This window comes from Actinomycetospora endophytica (genome assembly GCF_021026375.1).
Taxonomy (GTDB): Bacteria; Actinomycetota; Actinomycetes; order Mycobacteriales; family Pseudonocardiaceae; genus Actinomycetospora; species Actinomycetospora endophytica.
The window spans coordinates 263,600-277,847 of the sequence record NZ_JAJNDB010000002.1; the positions used below are offsets into that span (position 1 = coordinate 263,600).

Annotated in this window: 11 protein-coding genes and 1 pseudogene; 6 read left to right on the forward strand and 6 right to left on the reverse strand. The window is 74.8% G+C overall.

Annotated elements, in window-relative coordinates; genetic code table 11:
* The first annotated feature begins 36 nt into the window (after positions 1-36).
* Positions 37-750 (forward strand): LytR C-terminal domain-containing protein, encoded by a 714-nt coding sequence (locus LQ327_RS12155; RefSeq protein WP_230733735.1) that lies wholly within the window; start codon positions 37-39, stop codon positions 748-750.
* Here the strand turns inward: LQ327_RS12155 and LQ327_RS12160 are convergent.
* The 4 genes from LQ327_RS12160 to moeA all read right to left on the reverse strand — a co-directional run bounded on the left by LQ327_RS12160 (position 747) and on the right by moeA (position 6,468).
* Positions 747-3,050, reverse strand: coding sequence for an AAA family ATPase (locus tag LQ327_RS12160; RefSeq protein WP_230733736.1), 2,304 nt, complete (start codon positions 3,048-3,050; stop codon positions 747-749). The two genes, LQ327_RS12155 and LQ327_RS12160, sit on opposite strands and share 4 nt — an antisense overlap.
* A complete protein-coding gene (locus LQ327_RS12165; protein WP_230733738.1) occupies positions 3,047-4,036 on the reverse strand; it encodes a CDP-alcohol phosphatidyltransferase family protein in 990 nt (329 codons plus the stop codon). The genes LQ327_RS12160 and LQ327_RS12165 overlap by 4 nt, the downstream gene beginning before the upstream one ends.
* Positions 4,037-4,040: 4 nt before the next feature.
* Positions 4,041-4,835, reverse strand: a complete 795-nt coding sequence (locus tag LQ327_RS12170; RefSeq protein WP_230733740.1) for a phosphatidylserine decarboxylase — start codon at positions 4,833-4,835, stop codon at positions 4,041-4,043.
* A 418-nt stretch (positions 4,836-5,253) separates the two neighbouring features.
* Positions 5,254-6,468, reverse strand: a complete 1,215-nt coding sequence (gene moeA, locus LQ327_RS12175) for a molybdopterin molybdotransferase MoeA (RefSeq protein WP_230735034.1) — start codon at positions 6,466-6,468, stop codon at positions 5,254-5,256.
* A 134-nt stretch (positions 6,469-6,602) separates the two neighbouring features.
* Between moeA and LQ327_RS12180 the strand changes: the two genes are divergently transcribed.
* From LQ327_RS12180 to LQ327_RS12200, 5 genes and pseudogenes are all read left to right on the forward strand, one after another.
* Positions 6,603-7,907, forward strand: coding sequence for a serine/threonine-protein kinase (locus LQ327_RS12180; RefSeq protein WP_230733742.1), 1,305 nt, complete (start codon positions 6,603-6,605; stop codon positions 7,905-7,907).
* A gap of 187 nt (positions 7,908-8,094) precedes the next feature.
* Complete coding sequence (gene groL, locus LQ327_RS12185; RefSeq protein WP_230733752.1) at positions 8,095-9,729, forward strand: chaperonin GroEL; 1,635 nt, start codon at positions 8,095-8,097, stop codon at positions 9,727-9,729.
* A gap of 127 nt (positions 9,730-9,856) precedes the next feature.
* The gene (locus tag LQ327_RS12190) at positions 9,857-11,155 is read left to right on the forward strand and encodes an MFS transporter (RefSeq protein ID WP_230733753.1); all 1,299 of its coding nucleotides are present in this window, start codon (positions 9,857-9,859) and stop codon (positions 11,153-11,155) included.
* Positions 11,156-11,336: 181 nt separating this feature from the next.
* Complete coding sequence (locus LQ327_RS12195) at positions 11,337-12,230, forward strand: type IV toxin-antitoxin system AbiEi family antitoxin domain-containing protein (RefSeq protein ID WP_230733755.1); 894 nt, start codon at positions 11,337-11,339, stop codon at positions 12,228-12,230.
* Between the two features lie 158 nt (positions 12,231-12,388).
* A pseudogene (locus LQ327_RS12200) lies at positions 12,389-12,757 on the forward strand (YccF domain-containing protein); the annotation flags it as partial.
* Between the two features lie 112 nt (positions 12,758-12,869).
* On the opposite strand, the gene LQ327_RS12205 reads toward LQ327_RS12200, so the two are convergent.
* Together LQ327_RS12205 and LQ327_RS12210 are read right to left on the reverse strand one after the other, a co-directional pair.
* Positions 12,870-13,427, reverse strand: coding sequence for a cysteine dioxygenase family protein (locus LQ327_RS12205; RefSeq protein ID WP_230733757.1), 558 nt, complete (start codon positions 13,425-13,427; stop codon positions 12,870-12,872).
* A 17-nt stretch (positions 13,428-13,444) separates the two neighbouring features.
* Positions 13,445-14,092, reverse strand: coding sequence for a GNAT family N-acetyltransferase (locus tag LQ327_RS12210; protein ID WP_230733767.1), 648 nt, complete (start codon positions 14,090-14,092; stop codon positions 13,445-13,447).
* Positions 14,093-14,248: the final 156 nt, after the last annotated feature.

Here is a 14,248-nt window from a genome sequence, read left to right on the forward strand (position 1 = left end):
GGGCAGCGCGACCGGCATCGGAAGGGGAGCAAGGTCATGACGGGTCCCGGGGCGTCCGGCGCCTCCCGCTTGCGCATCGCGGGCGTCGCGCTGCTCGGCGTGGCAGCCATCGCCGCCGTCGTGGGACTGATCAGTCTCGGCGGACAGGGCACCTCGAGCGCGCCGGCCGCGTCGCCGTCCTCGGTGTCGCCCGCGCCCGGCGTCGGGCCGAACGGGGCTCCGCCCGCGGGCGGCCCCGCCCCCGCACCACCCGCCGGTACGGGCGCCGGCGGGACGGGTGCCGAGGCCGGCGCACCGACCGCGGGCGCCGCCCCGCCGGTCACCGGCGCGCTGCCGCCCGTGGCCGCGGCGCCGCCGATCGTGCCCGGCGGCGGGTCGGGCGGTTCCGGTGGTTCGGGGGCCTCCGGGGGCGGCGGCTCCGGAGGCGGTGGCGGCACGTCCGCGTTCGCCGGCGTGCCGGTCCGCGTCTACAACAACTCGATGATCGTCGGGCTTGCCGAGAAGGCGGGCGACCAGATGAAGGCGCGCGGCATCGACGTCGTCGAGACCGGCAACTACGCGCAGGGCGTCATCCCGGTCAGCACCGCCTACTACCGGCCCGGGACCAACGAGGAGGGCGCCGCGAACGCCGTCGCCGCGATGTTCGGGCTGCAGACCCAGCCCCGCTTCCCGGGGATCGCGAACGCCTCGCCCGGCGTCATCGTCATCGCGACCAACAACTGGGGCCAGAACGCCCAGAAGGGCTCCTAGCCCCGGTTCGCGTACGCCTCCAGGTCGGCGAGCTGGCGCGGGTCCAGCGACGGCCGCACGACGGTCCGCGCGGTGGCGAACTGCGCGGCCGTGACCTCGGTCGAGTCCAGCGAGGCCCGCATCGCGGTGAGCGCCGCCTCCCGGACCAGCGCCGAGCAGTCGGCCGCGGAGTAGCCCTCGAGGTCGCGCGCGAGGGCCTCCAGATCCACGTCGGCGGCCAGCGGCGTCGCCTTCGACGCGGCGCGCAGGATCTCCGTGCGGGCCTCGGCGTCGGGCGGTGGCACGTAGATCTGGCGCTCCAGCCGGCCGGGCCGCAGCAGCGCGGGGTCGATGAGCTCCGGCCGGTTGGTCGCGCCGAGCACCACGACGTCGCGCAGCGGCTGCGCCCCGTCCAGCTCGGTGAGCAGCGCCGCGACCACGCGGTCGGCCACCCCGGCGTCGGTCGACCCGCCCCGCCGCGGCGCCAGCGCGTCCACCTCGTCGAGGAACACCAGGGCGGGCGCGGCGTCGGCGGCGCGGCGGAACAGCTCGCGGACCGCCCGCTCGGACTCGCCGACGTACTTGTCGAGCAGCTCCGCGCCCTTGACGACGAACACGTTGAGCCGGCCGGTCCCGGCCAGCGCCCGCATGAGGAAGGTCTTCCCGCCGCCGGGGGGCCCGTAGAGCAGGACCCCGCGCGGCGGTTCCACCCCGAGCCGGGCGAACGAGTCCGGGTAGGTCAGCGGCCAGAGGACGGTCTCGGTGAGCGCCTGCTTCGTCTCGACCATGTCGCCGACGTCGTCGAGGGTCAGCCCGCCGGAGTGCAGCGTCTGCGAGCCCGACGCCGACAGCGCGACCGGGCGCACCGAGGCGACCGCGCCGAGCAGGTCGTCCTGGCACAGCCGGAGCTCGTCGTCGGCGTCCCGGCCCCGCAGCGCCGCCTGGACGGCCGCCTCGCGGCGCAGCGCGACGAGGTCGGCGGCGACGAAGCCCGGGGTGCGGGTCCCGACGACGCCGAGGTCGACGTCGCCCGCGAGCGGCACCTCCCGCAGCAGCACGCGCAGCAGCTCGGCGCGGTCCCGGTCGTCGGGAGCGGCCAGGCCGAGCTCGCGGTCGACGAGATCGGGGGCACGCAGCCGCGGGTCGACCGACTCGGGCCCCTGCGCGGTGGCCACCAGCGCGACCCGCCCGGTGGCCACGACCGCGCGCAGCTCGTCGAGCACGACGGTCGCCAGCGGCGGCGGGGTCGACGCGGGCAGCAGGCTCTCGACGTCGGGTACCAGCAGCACCGCGCGGTGGTCACCGGTCGCGGCCTCCCGGGCCCGCCGGATCGCCGTCCGCACGCGCTCCGCGGCGGCGCCCGCCTCGAGCGCGGCGGCCGCGGGGGCGTCGAGCGTGACCAGGCGCGCCTCCGCCTCGGCCGCGACCGCGCGCACCAGCGTCGTGCGCCCGACCCCCTCGGGCCCGACGACGAGCACCCCAAGCCGCGGGGCGGCGCCGAGCCGGGTCAGCAGTTCGGGGCGGTGGAAGACCAGGTCGAACCACTCGCGCAGGCGGCGCGCCGCGTCCTGGTGGCCGACGAGGTCGGTCACCGCGGGCGGGGCAGGCTCCGGAGCCGCGGCGGGCACCACCTCGGCGACCGGGGCCGCCGCGACGGGCGCGGCCGCCGGGGCTCCCGCGAAGAACCCCGCCGGCGTCGACCACCCGACGTCGTTGCCGCTCTCGGCCGCCGCGCCGGTCCGCGGACCGCCCTGCCAGGCCACCACCGTGCTGGGGCCCACGGCGTAGGCGCTGCCCTGCTCGGGCTCCGCGGTGACGACGGTGACCAGCTCGGTCGTCCACGTGCCGCCCAGCTCGGCGGAGAGCCGGGTCCGGGTGCCGACGGCGTCCGCCCCGGGAACGGGGGCGAGGTCCTGGGGGAGCAGCGAGACGGTGTCGCCGGGCGCGAGGACCTTGCCGGTCAGGGCCAGGCGCACGGTCTCCGGGGCCACGGCGGTGGACGCGAGCCGGGAGCCCGCCACGGTGATGGTGCGCGCCGCCGTCACCGTCACCGGCTCGACGGCCACGGCGGTGCCGGCGACGATCCCGGCGTTGACCATCGCGGTCTCGTCCAGGGTGGCCGTGCCCGGCGAGACGGGGACGGTGGCCGGCGCGGCGAGGGCGACGGTCGCGCGGGTGCCGACGACCCGGACCGCGTCCCACGCGGCCAGGCCGAGCGCCGCGAGCACCTCGCCGTGCAGCCGGACCACGCCGCGGCGGGCGTCGGCGGCCGAGGTCGAGAGCTGGGCGGTCAGCGTGACCTGCGGGACCGCCTCGGTCACGGCCGGTCCTGGTTCGGGCGCTCCGGGTTCGGGCGGTCCTGGCCACGGCGGTTCGGGCCCCGCCGGCCGGAGCCCCGCATCCCGAGCCGTCGCGAGCCGGGGTTCCCGACGCGGTCCCGGTTCATCGTCCGACGACCGGCCCGGGCGGCCGCACCGGCGACCCGGCGCGGCAGCGGACGGCGCGGCGGCAGGAGCCCGAGACGACGGTGGGCCCGGCGGACCGCGCGGCGCTGGCGCGGCGGCACGTGCCAGACCTCCGGGTGCCGTTCCAGCCAGCGGTAGCGGTAGACGGCGTAGGGGATGTGCGCCAGGTAGAGCAGGATCGCGACCGGGTAGAGCGCGAACGGCACCACGACGACGGCCGCCGCGACCAGCGCGACCAGCACCAGCGCCGGCGCCACGGCTGACGGCGGCACCCGGACGCTCTTCAGCGACGACGTCGGGATCCGGGAGATCATCAGCCCGGCCGAGAACACCGTCCAGATCGCCACGGTCACCGGGGCCGACCACCAGCCGGGGCCGAGCAGCAGCTCCGTCGCCAGCGGGGTCAGCGCGACCAGCGCCCCCGCGGGCGACGGCACGCCGACGAAGAACTCCCCGGCGAACGGTGGCGCCTCGGCGTCGTCGGAGAGCGTGTTGAAGCGCGCGAGCCGCAGCGCCGTCGACACGACGAGGACGAGCGCCACCACCCAGCCGACCCGCAGGTCGTGCAGCGACCACAGGAAGAGGATCAGCGCGGGCGAGACGCCGAACGAGATGCAGTCCGACAGCGAGTCGAGCTCGGCGCCGATGCGGCTGGTGGCGTCGAGGAGCCGGGCCAGGCGGCCGTCGAGGGCGTCGAACACCCCGGCCAGCGCGATGGCGGCGACCGCGGCCACGAAGTTGCCGCCCAGCATGAACTGCACGCCCGACAGCCCCGAGCACATGGCCAGGACGGTGACGGCGTTGGGCAGCAGCCGGACGCCGGGCGCGGTGGTCGCGGGCACGGCGTCAGCCTCCGTCACGGGGCGCCGTCGGCGGGAGGGTCGCGAGCACGGTCTCCGCGCCCACGGTGCGCTGCCCGGGCTCGACGCCGATCTCGGCGCCGGGCGGCAGCAGCAGGTCGACACGGGAACCGAAACGGATCAGCCCGTAGGTCTCGCCGGCCGCGACCTCGTCGCCGGGAGCGGCGTCGCACACGATCCGGCGGGCCACCAGACCGGCGATCTGCACGACGGCGAGGTCGCGCCCCGCGGTGTCGCGCAGCCACAGCGAGGTACGGGAGTTGGCCTCGCTGGCCTCGGGCAGGTCCGCCGAGACGAACGTGCCGGGCCGGTGCTCGACGGCGAGGACCTGGCCGTCGGTGGGCACGCGCTGGACGTGCACGTCGTAGACGGACAGGAAGGTGCTCACGCGGGGCCGCGGCCCGGCCGGGAAGCCCTTCGCGACGAGCTCGGGCGGCGCCTCGGCGTCCCCGACGACGTTCACGGTGCCGTCGGCGGGGGCGACCGCGATGTCGGCGCGGCGCGGCGTCGCCCGGTGCGGGGCCCGGAAGAACGCGGCGACGGCGGCCGTCGTCAGGACGGCGCCGAACGTGCCGCGGCCACGCACGGCGCGGACGGCGAGAGCGCCCGCGGCGACGGCGCCGATGACGGGCCGCCCGCCCGGGTGCAGCGGCGGGAGCGTCTCGCGCACCAGGTCGGCGGCGTGGAGGACGGGATGGCGTCGGGGCGCGGGCAGGTGGTCCCGGGCAGTGGCGCCGGGATCACCGGGCGCGGGTGCGGGGGAGCGGTCGGACGCGACCATCGGTATGGGGATCCCTGGCGTCGAGGTGCGGACAGGGCGAACCTATCGGGCGGCGCGGAGGAACGGCGCAGCGGAACGCGGGTACGACGTCCGCGTCGGTGATGACGACCGGGTTTCTGACGAGGAGGTGCCGGGGCCGCCATCCCCCGAGACGGCGACCCCGGCGTGAACCGCTCGTCCGCTCCCCAGCGACAAGCGGTTGGTCCTGGGCGATCGTCACTCGATCGCTGCTCGGACTACCCCGGTCGAACTCGTCGGCGTCCCCGCCATGAGAGTTCTCACACATGGTGCCCGATCTTCATCGGGACTCCAAGGGCGATTCCCTCGGACAGCCCATCAGGAGCACTCGTCCGGCGGCTCGACGGCGGGCTCGTGTGCAGGCCGCAGCCGCAGGAACGGTTCAGTCGGCAGGTATCGGTCACCGCACCGGATCGAGGAGCCAGACGTCCACCTCGGTGCCCGCGGCGACCTCGGTGACGTCCTCGCCGACCACGAACAGGCAGTCGGCGTGCGCGAGGGCGGCCAGCAGGTGCGACCCGGCCGCCCCGACCGGGCTCACCGTGCCGGTGACCGCGTCGAGGCGGCCCCGGCGGAGCTGGCGCCGCCCGGCCGGGGAGCGCAGCGACTCCGAGACCCGCGCCCGCACCCGGGGACGGTCCGGGTGCGGGTGGCCCCCGGCCGCGCGCAGCACCGGGCGGACGAACACCTCGAACGAGACCAGGGAGCTCACCGGGTTGCCGGGGAGGGTGACGACGGGGACGGAGTGCCCCGCGTGCTCGTAGCATCCGGCGCCCTGCGGCATGCCCGGCTGCATCGCCACCTTGACGAAGGCGACGCCCCGCGGGGCGAAGGCGTCCTTGACGACCTCGTACGCCCCGGCGCTCACCCCGCCGGAGGTGAGGACGAGGTCGGTGGGTTGCTCGAGTGCCGCGTCGAGGGTGGACAGGAACTCGGCGACGTCGTCCGGGACGAAGCGGAGCAGGCGCGCCTCGCCGCCCGCGTCGTCGACGGCCGCCGCGAGCATCGGGCCGTTCGACTCGTGGATCTGGCCGTGGCGCAGCGGCTCGCCGGGCGCGACGAGCTCGGAGCCGGTGGAGAGCACGAGCACCCGCGGGCGCCGGTGCACGACCAGCTCGGCCGCCCCGACCGCGGCGGCCAGCCCGATCTGGGCCGGGCCGAGCACGGTGCCGGCCGGGAGCACGAGCTCCCCGGCGGTGACGTCCTCGCCCGCCCCGCGCACGTTCTGCCCGGCGTCCACCGCCTTCTCGACGGTGACCGTCGCGCCCGGCAGCCCGCCGTCGGTCCACTCCACCTGGACGACGGCGTCGGCGCCCTCGGGCAGCGGCGCCCCGGTCATGATCCGGTGCGCGGTGCCCGGGGCGAGCGGCGGACCGTCGACGCGGCCCGCGGGGACGTCCTCCGGCACCGGCAGCGTGACCGGGAACCCGTGCAGGTCCGCGGCCCGCACCGCGTAGCCGTCCATCGCCGAGTTCGCGAACGGCGGGAGGGCCAGGGGGGAGGAGAGGTCCGCGGCGAGGATCCGGTCGCGGGCGTCGGCGAGCCGGACGGTCTCGCTGCCGGTGGCCGCGACCAGGCCCGCGACGGTCGCCGCGTGCTCCTCGACCGGGCGCATCGCGGCGGGGTCGCCGTGGTCGTGCCCGTGCCCCGTCGCCCGTCCGTCGTCGCCCACGGGGCCATCGTGCCCGGCCGGACACGGCGGGCCCGAGCGGACCCGTTCGCCGAGGTCCGACGACTACCCTCGGTGCCGTGTCGGTCCCCCCGTCTGACGGAGTGACACCGGCCGGAACCCGGTCGGTCGCCCCGGCGCGCCCGGAGGACCTCGGCGGGAGCTCGCTGGGCCGCTTCCGGGTGGAGTCGGTGATCGGCCGCGGTGGGATGAGCACCGTCTACCGGGCGACCGACACCCGCCTCGACCGCCGTGTGGCGCTCAAGGTGATCGACCCCGCGCTGGCGCTCGACGAGGAGTTCCGCGCCCGCTTCCTCGAGGAGGCCCGCAACACCTCGGCCGTCGACCACCCCCACGTCGTGCCGCTCTACGACGTCGACCGCGCGCCCGGTCCCGGCGGCGAGGAACGGCTCTACATCGCGATGCGGTTCGTCGACGGCCGCGACCTCGCGTCGCTGATCGGCGGGCGGCCGCTCGCCCCGGAACGCGCGCTGCGGTTGCTCGACCAGGTGGCCGACGCGCTCGACGCCGTCCACGCCCACGGCCTGGTCCACCTCGACGTCAAGCCGGCGAACGTGCTGGTCGAGAGCCGGGGCGGGGCGGAGCACGCCTACCTCGCGGACTTCGGGCTCACCCACCGCGGCGCGACCGGCCACCGCACGCACGCCGGCGACTTCCTCGGCTCGCCCACCTACGCCGCGCCCGAGCACCTGCGCGGCGAGCCGGTCGACGCCCGTACCGACCTCTACTCGCTGGGCTGTGTGCTGTTCACCTGCCTGGCGGGCCGGGCGCCCTACCGGGGCACGGTCACCGAGGTGATCGACGCGCACCTGGCCGGGGAGGTGCCGGTGCTGCGGGGTCCTCCGACGCCGGGTGCGGCGCCGCTCGGGCGCGAGGTGGACGACCTCATGCGCCGGGCCCTGGCCACCGACCCGGCCCGGCGGCCCGGCACCGCGCGGGAGCTGGTGGCCGGCGCCCGGACGGCCCTCGCGCGCCGGCCCCCGTCGCGGCCCGCCCCGCCGTCCCGCCCGGCGACCGGGCCCCCGCCGCCGCCGCCGTCGTCGCGTGAGGGGAGCCCGCCGCCGCCGCGCGAGGGGAACCCTCGCGCCGATGGAGCGACCGAATCCTCCCCTCGCGGTGCGGCCGGGGCGCGTCCGCCGACGGGCCCGATCACCCGCCCGGCGACCGGGCCCGTGCCACGAACCCCGGCCGCTGCTCCCGCGGCGCCCGGCGCGCCGCCCCGCCGCGTTCAGGCGCCGGCGGCGCCGGCCGATCTCGGGGCGTTCGGTCCCGGCGGCGGCCCGCGGCGCCCCGTCGTCGCGCTCGTGGTGGCGGGCGCGGTCGTCGTCGTGCTCGTCGTCGTGCTGGTCCTGGCGCTGACCTGACCTCGCCGACACCCCGCCCGCCCTGAGTCGCTTGCACTCACCCCACCCGAGTGCCAGACTCGCGATTGGCACTCTCTAGGTTCGAGTGCCAGGTCGGGACGGTGAGGCCGGCGGAACGGAGCCGGTCGTCCGTCGCGGGCACCGCGCCTGGCCGAGTTACGTGTCTCTCATCGGAGGACCACCAAGCATGGCCAAGATGATCGCGTTCGACGAGGAGGCCCGTCGCGGCCTCGAGCGGGGCATGAACAGCCTCGCGGACGCCGTCAAGGTGACCCTCGGCCCGCGCGGCCGCAACGTCGTCCTGGAGAAGAAGTGGGGCGCCCCCACGATCACCAACGACGGCGTATCGATCGCGAAGGAGATCGAGCTCGAGGACGCCTGGGAGAAGATCGGCGCCGAGCTCGTCAAGGAGGTCGCGAAGAAGACCGACGACGTCGCCGGTGACGGCACGACGACGGCGACCGTGCTGGCCCAGGCGCTCGTGCGCGAGGGTCTGCGCAACGTCGCCGCCGGCGCCAACCCGATGGCCCTGAAGAAGGGCATCGAGAAGGCCACGGAGTCCGTCTCGCAGGCGCTCCTGAAGTCCGCCAAGGAGGTCGAGACCAAGGAGCAGATCGCTGCCACGGCCTCGATCTCCGCCGCCGATCCGCAGATCGGCGAGCTCATCGCCGAGGCGATGGACAAGGTCGGCAAGGAAGGCGTCATCACCGTCGAGGAGTCGCAGACCTTCGGGCTCGAGCTCGAGCTCACGGAGGGCATGCGCTTCGACAAGGGCTACATCTCGCCCTACTTCGTCACCGACCAGGACCGGATGGAGGCGGAGCTGGACGACCCCTACGTCCTGCTCATGTCCTCGAAGATCTCGTCGGTGAAGGACCTCCTCCCGCTGCTGGAGAAGGTCATGCAGTCCGGCAAGCCGCTGGCGATCATCTGTGAGGACGTCGAGGGCGAGGCCCTGGCCACCCTGGTCGTCAACAAGATCCGCGGCACCTTCAAGTCGGTCGCCGTCAAGGCGCCCGGCTTCGGTGACCGCCGCAAGGCGATGCTCGCCGACATGGCGATCCTGACGGGTGGTGAGGTCATCTCCGAGGAGGTCGGCCTCAAGCTCGAGTCGGCGGACCTCTCGCTGCTCGGCCGCGCCCGCAAGGTCACCGTCTCCAAGGACGAGACCACCATCGTCGACGGTGCCGGTGACGCCGAGCAGATCGCGGGTCGCGTGACCCAGATCCGCTCGGAGATCGAGCGCTCCGACTCCGACTACGACCGCGAGAAGCTCCAGGAGCGCCTCGCGAAGCTGGCCGGCGGCGTCGCGGTGATCCGCGCCGGTGCCGCCACCGAGGTCGAGCTCAAGGAGCGCAAGCACCGCATCGAGGACGCGGTCCGCAACGCCAAGGCCGCGGTCGAGGAGGGCATCGTCGCCGGCGGCGGCGTCGCCCTGCTGCAGGCCGCGACCGGCGACGTCTTCACGGGCCTCGGGCTCGACGGGGACGAGGCCACCGGCGCCAACATCGTGCGTACCGCGCTCGAGGCGCCGCTGAAGCAGATCGCGCACAACGCCGGCCTCGAGCCCGGCGTCGTGGCCGAGAAGGTCCGCGGTCTCCCGCTCGGTGAGGGCCTCGACGCCGCCACCGGCGAGTACAAGGACCTGGTCAAGGCCGGCATCATCGACCCGGCCAAGGTCACCCGCTCGGCGCTGCAGAACGCCGCGTCGATCGCCGCGCTGTTCCTCACCACCGAGGCCGTGGTGGCCGACAAGCCCGAGAAGGCGGGCGCCGGGGCCGGCGCCGACCCGACGGGCGGCATGGGCGGCATGGACTTCTGAGTCCCGCTTCCTGAACGTCGGAGGGCCGCATCCCCGCGCGGGGGTGCGGCCCTTCGTCGTGTTCGTTCCCTTTCGGCCGCCGAACGCCTACGGTGCGCGTCCAGGGGATGACCGTGAGGAGGCGCGCATGAGCCAGGTGACCGACTCCTCGTCCACCGAGCGTCATCGACTTCCCGTCCGGACCCTCGTCGCCGCGAGCATCGGCAACGCCGTCGAGTGGTTCGACTGGACGATCTACGCGACGTTCACCGTCTACTTCTCGTCGCAGTTCTTCGACAAGGCGAACCCGACCCTCGCGCTCATCGGCACCACGAGCACCTACGCGCTGGCGTTCTTCTTCCGCCCGCTCGGCGGGGTGCTCCTGGGCCGGTTCGCCGACCTGCGCGGGCGGCGGTTCGCCATGCTCATGACGATCGTGCTCATGGCGGGCGGGTCGATCGTCATCGCGGTGCTGCCGACCTACGCGATGGTCGGCTGGCTCGCCCCGATCCTGCTGCTGCTCGCGCGGATTGCGCAGGGGCTCGCGCTCGGCGGCGAGGTCTCCAACGCGTCGGTCTACCTCGCCGAGATCGCCCCGCCCGGCCGGCGCGGGCGCTACTCCAGCTTCTTCTACATCTCGACCGGCGTCGCCCTGCTCGCCGCCAGCCTGCTCGGCCTGCTGCTGACGACGACGTTGTCCCGTCCCCAGCTCGAGTCGTGGGGGTGGCGGGTCGCGTTCGTGGCCGGCGGCGTGCTCGGCCTGGCCGGGCTGTGGCTGCGCCGCACGCTGACCGAGACCGAGCAGTTCGCCGAGAACGTCGAGCGCGCCCGAGCCACCCGGAACCCGCTGCTGCGCACGCTGGCCGACCATCCGCGCTCGGTGCTGCAGCTGTTCGGGTTCACGCTGCTCTCGACGCTGTGCTTCTACGTCTTCTTCACCGCGATCACGCCGTTCGCGGTGCAGTTCCGTGGCGCGGCCGGTGGCGACGTCTTCCTCGCGCTCTCGATCGGCACGGTCGTCTTCATCGCGCTGCAGTACCCGATGGGCGCGGCCGCCGACCGGTTCGGGCGCAAGCCGCAGCTGCTGATCTGGTCGGGGCTGATGGTCGTGCTCACCGTGCCGCTGTCACTGCTCATCACGGAGCGGACGCCGCTGATCAACCTGATCGTGGTGTTCGCCGTCGGGCTCGGGCTCTACACGTTCATGTCCTCGATCGCGCCGGCGATCATGAGCGAGCTGTTCCCGACCGAGCTCCGCGCCCTCGGCATCGGCGCCTGGTACAACCTCACGGTCGCGCTCTTCGGCGGCACCGCGCCGCTGCTGATCTCGGCGTTGTCCGGGGCGGGGCAGCCGCAGCTGTTCTTCTGGTACGTGTCCGGGGCTGCGCTGGTGGCGTTCCTGATCATCCTGACGCTGCCCGAGACGAAGGGCCGCGTCCTGTCCTGAGGGCCGTCCTGCCGGTCCGTCGAGCGCCCGCCCCGTCCCGCCTCCATGATCACCCCGTCCCGTCCCACCTCCATGATCGCCAGGATGAGGAGGATTTGAGGGCTGAGCGTCCAGATCCTCGTCATCGCGGTGATCATGGACTCCGAGGGAGCCGTTCGGGCCCGGGCGGCGTCCAACCCCCGTGGACCTCCTGCGCTTCATCGCCACCCACGACGGCGTGATCTCCCGAGCCCAGGCCCACGCCTGCGGCCTGAGCGACGACCAGATCGCCCGCAAGGTCGCGAGCGGTGAGTGGATCCGCCGCGCGCCCGGGGTCTACTTCGTCGTCGCGTGGACGTGGACCCCGGCCGCTCGTGTCCGGGTGGCGGCGGAATGGGTGCGGCCGGTCGGAGCGCTCATCGGCGTCACCGCGGCGTGGTGGCTGGGGCTCGGAGTGGCGAGCCCTCACCCGATCACGGTCGCGCTCCCGCGAGGGTGCTCGCGCCGACCTCCCTCGGGGGTGTCGTCGCTGCAGCGCGACCTCGGGGACGACCGCTTCGAGTACCGCGGACTGTGGGTCGCGAGCCGCGAACTGGCCACCCTCGAGGCGGCGGTGGCCCTGGGACGTGATGGACAGGCGTTCCTCGACCGGACGATCCAGCAGGGGACCGTCACGCTCGACGGACTGCGTGCGACTCAGTCCCGCCACCTCGGCCGTCGCGGTTCGGCCACCGCGCACGAGCTCCTCGTCCAGGCCGGTGATCGCGCCGCGTCCCGGCCGGAACGTCGGATGATCGCCCTGTTGCGTCGCGGCGGAATCACCGGCTGGTCGGTGAACCTCGACGTGACGCTGGCGAGCGGACAGGAGTACCGGCTGGACCTGGCCTTCGACGAGGTGCGGTTCGCGATCGAGGTCGACGGGTGGGTCGTCCACTCGGACCGCGACCAGTTCGTGCGGGATCGGCGGCGCAAGCGGGCGCTCGTCGCCGAAGGGTGGACGGTCATCGAGGTGACCTGGGACGACCTCCTGCGGCGCCCGGACCAGGTACTCGACGAGATCCGCCGGACCCTCGCCCGGCTCCGCGCGACCTCATGATCACCGGGATGACGAGGATTTGGACGCTCAGCCCTCAAATCCTCGTCATCCTGGCGATCATGGCGGTAGGGCGAACCGTGGCGGGGTGAGGGGAAATAGTTACCCGCTTCCTCAGCCACCCCTCAGGACCGGCGGGGCATCCTGGAGCCATGGAAGGCATCCGGGTCGTGCTGAACCTGGTCTGGCTCGTGCTGGCCGGGGTGTGGATGGCGATCGGCTACGTCATCGCCGGCGTCATCTGCTGCTGCCTGATCGTGACCATCCCGTGGGGGATCGCGTCGTTCCGGATCGCGCTGTTCGCGCTGTGGCCCTTCGGGCAGCGGCTCGAGCGCAGGCCCGAGGCGGGGATCGGCTCCACCCTCGGCAACGTCATCTGGTTCGTGGTGGCGGGCTGGTGGCTGGCGATCGGGCACGTCGTCACCGCGATCGCGCTCGCCGTGGCCATCGTCGGCATCCCGTTCGCGTGGGCGAACCTCAAGCTGATCCCGGTCTCGCTCACCCCGCTCGGGCGACGGATCGTCGATGTGGACGACCCGCGCTCCTTCGGCGTCGCCCCGCCGCGCACCACGACCACCCCGGCCGCCCCCGCAGCGCGCGGCGGGCAGCCCGAGATCCCCTGGTACGGCCGGTGAGCAGGCGTCAGCGCACCACGGGCAGGTCGTAGCACCGTCGGATGCTCGACCCGCGCCGGGAGACGTCCAGCCCGTAGACGTGCAGCGAGATCGCGGTGCCGGGCGCGGAGTTCGTCACCCGGTGGATGTCGCCGGGCGGCAGCAGGCCGGTGACGGTGCCGGGCCCGGCGATCGCCTCACCGGTGACGACGAGCCGGTCGCCGTCGAGCCGGTCGCCGTCGAGCCGGTCGCCGTCGAGCCGGTACGTGGTCTCGTGCTCCTCGCCGGTGTGGACCCCGACCACGCACCAGGAGAGGTGGTCGTGGATCGGGGTGGCCTGCCCGGGCAGCCACACGAGCGCCACCAGCGAGAACGCGCCGTCGTCGGCCACGTGCAGGAGGTTCGCCCGGTAGCGGTCGGGGTCGCCGACGCGCTGGTCGGGCCGGAGCAATCGTGGATCGCCGAGGTACGGGACGAGGGCGTGGCCGACCGCGTCGATCCGGGGCATGCCCGGGACGGTGCCGCGCACGGCGGCGTCGAGGTCGGTCGTCAGGGCGGTCAGCAGTGTCTCGAGGGTGATGGTCACGGTGTCCTCCAGCCGTCTCAGGCAGCCGGGGTGACAACGGGGACCGGACCCATGACACGGACGGGCCCGGCGACGCCGAGGTCGGCGGTCAGGGTGATCTCGTGGCCGTCGGTCTCCGTCGAGAGGATCGGCAGTACCGAGGCGAGCAGCACGCGCATGCCGGTGTTCTCGGTGAGCACGTCGGCGACGAGGCGGGTGTAGCCCTCCTCGCGACCGCGGCCGGCGACGGCACGCAGCAGCCGGGCACCCACCCCGCGGCCCTGCCACGCGTCCGCGACCTCGATGGCCAGCTCGGCGCGATGATCGTCGAGCGCGACCAGCCGCGCGATGCCGACCGGCCGGCCGGCCGGATCGAACGCCGCGACCGCCAGGTGACGATGGCCGTCGACATCGGCGAGCCGGCGCCGCACGCCTGCCGTCATCCGGGGCGTGGCGGCGTGGAAGCGCAGGTAGCGGCTCGCCGCGGACAGACCGGCGAACACCGCGTCGAGCACGTCGGTCTGGTCGGGCCCCAGTTCGCTCAGCGCGACGACGTCGGGCGCCCGGCCGGGCGGTCGGAGCGGCACCGGCCGGAGCCCGGTCGGTCGGCCGGGCGGCACGACGATCACGGGATCGGCGGGACGCAGCCGGGTGGCGTCGGCGCTCCGGAGACGAGTGGCGGTCATGGTCGGTCCTTCCCCGCGGGCCGGACCATCTCGTCCGGCGGCAGGACCGAGCGTGGCCGCGCGCAGGGGTGCGCCTCGTCGGCGACGACCACCCATCTCCGGGCGCCGACCACCCATACCGGGCCGGCCCGGCCCCGATCAGGGAGGACCGGGCCC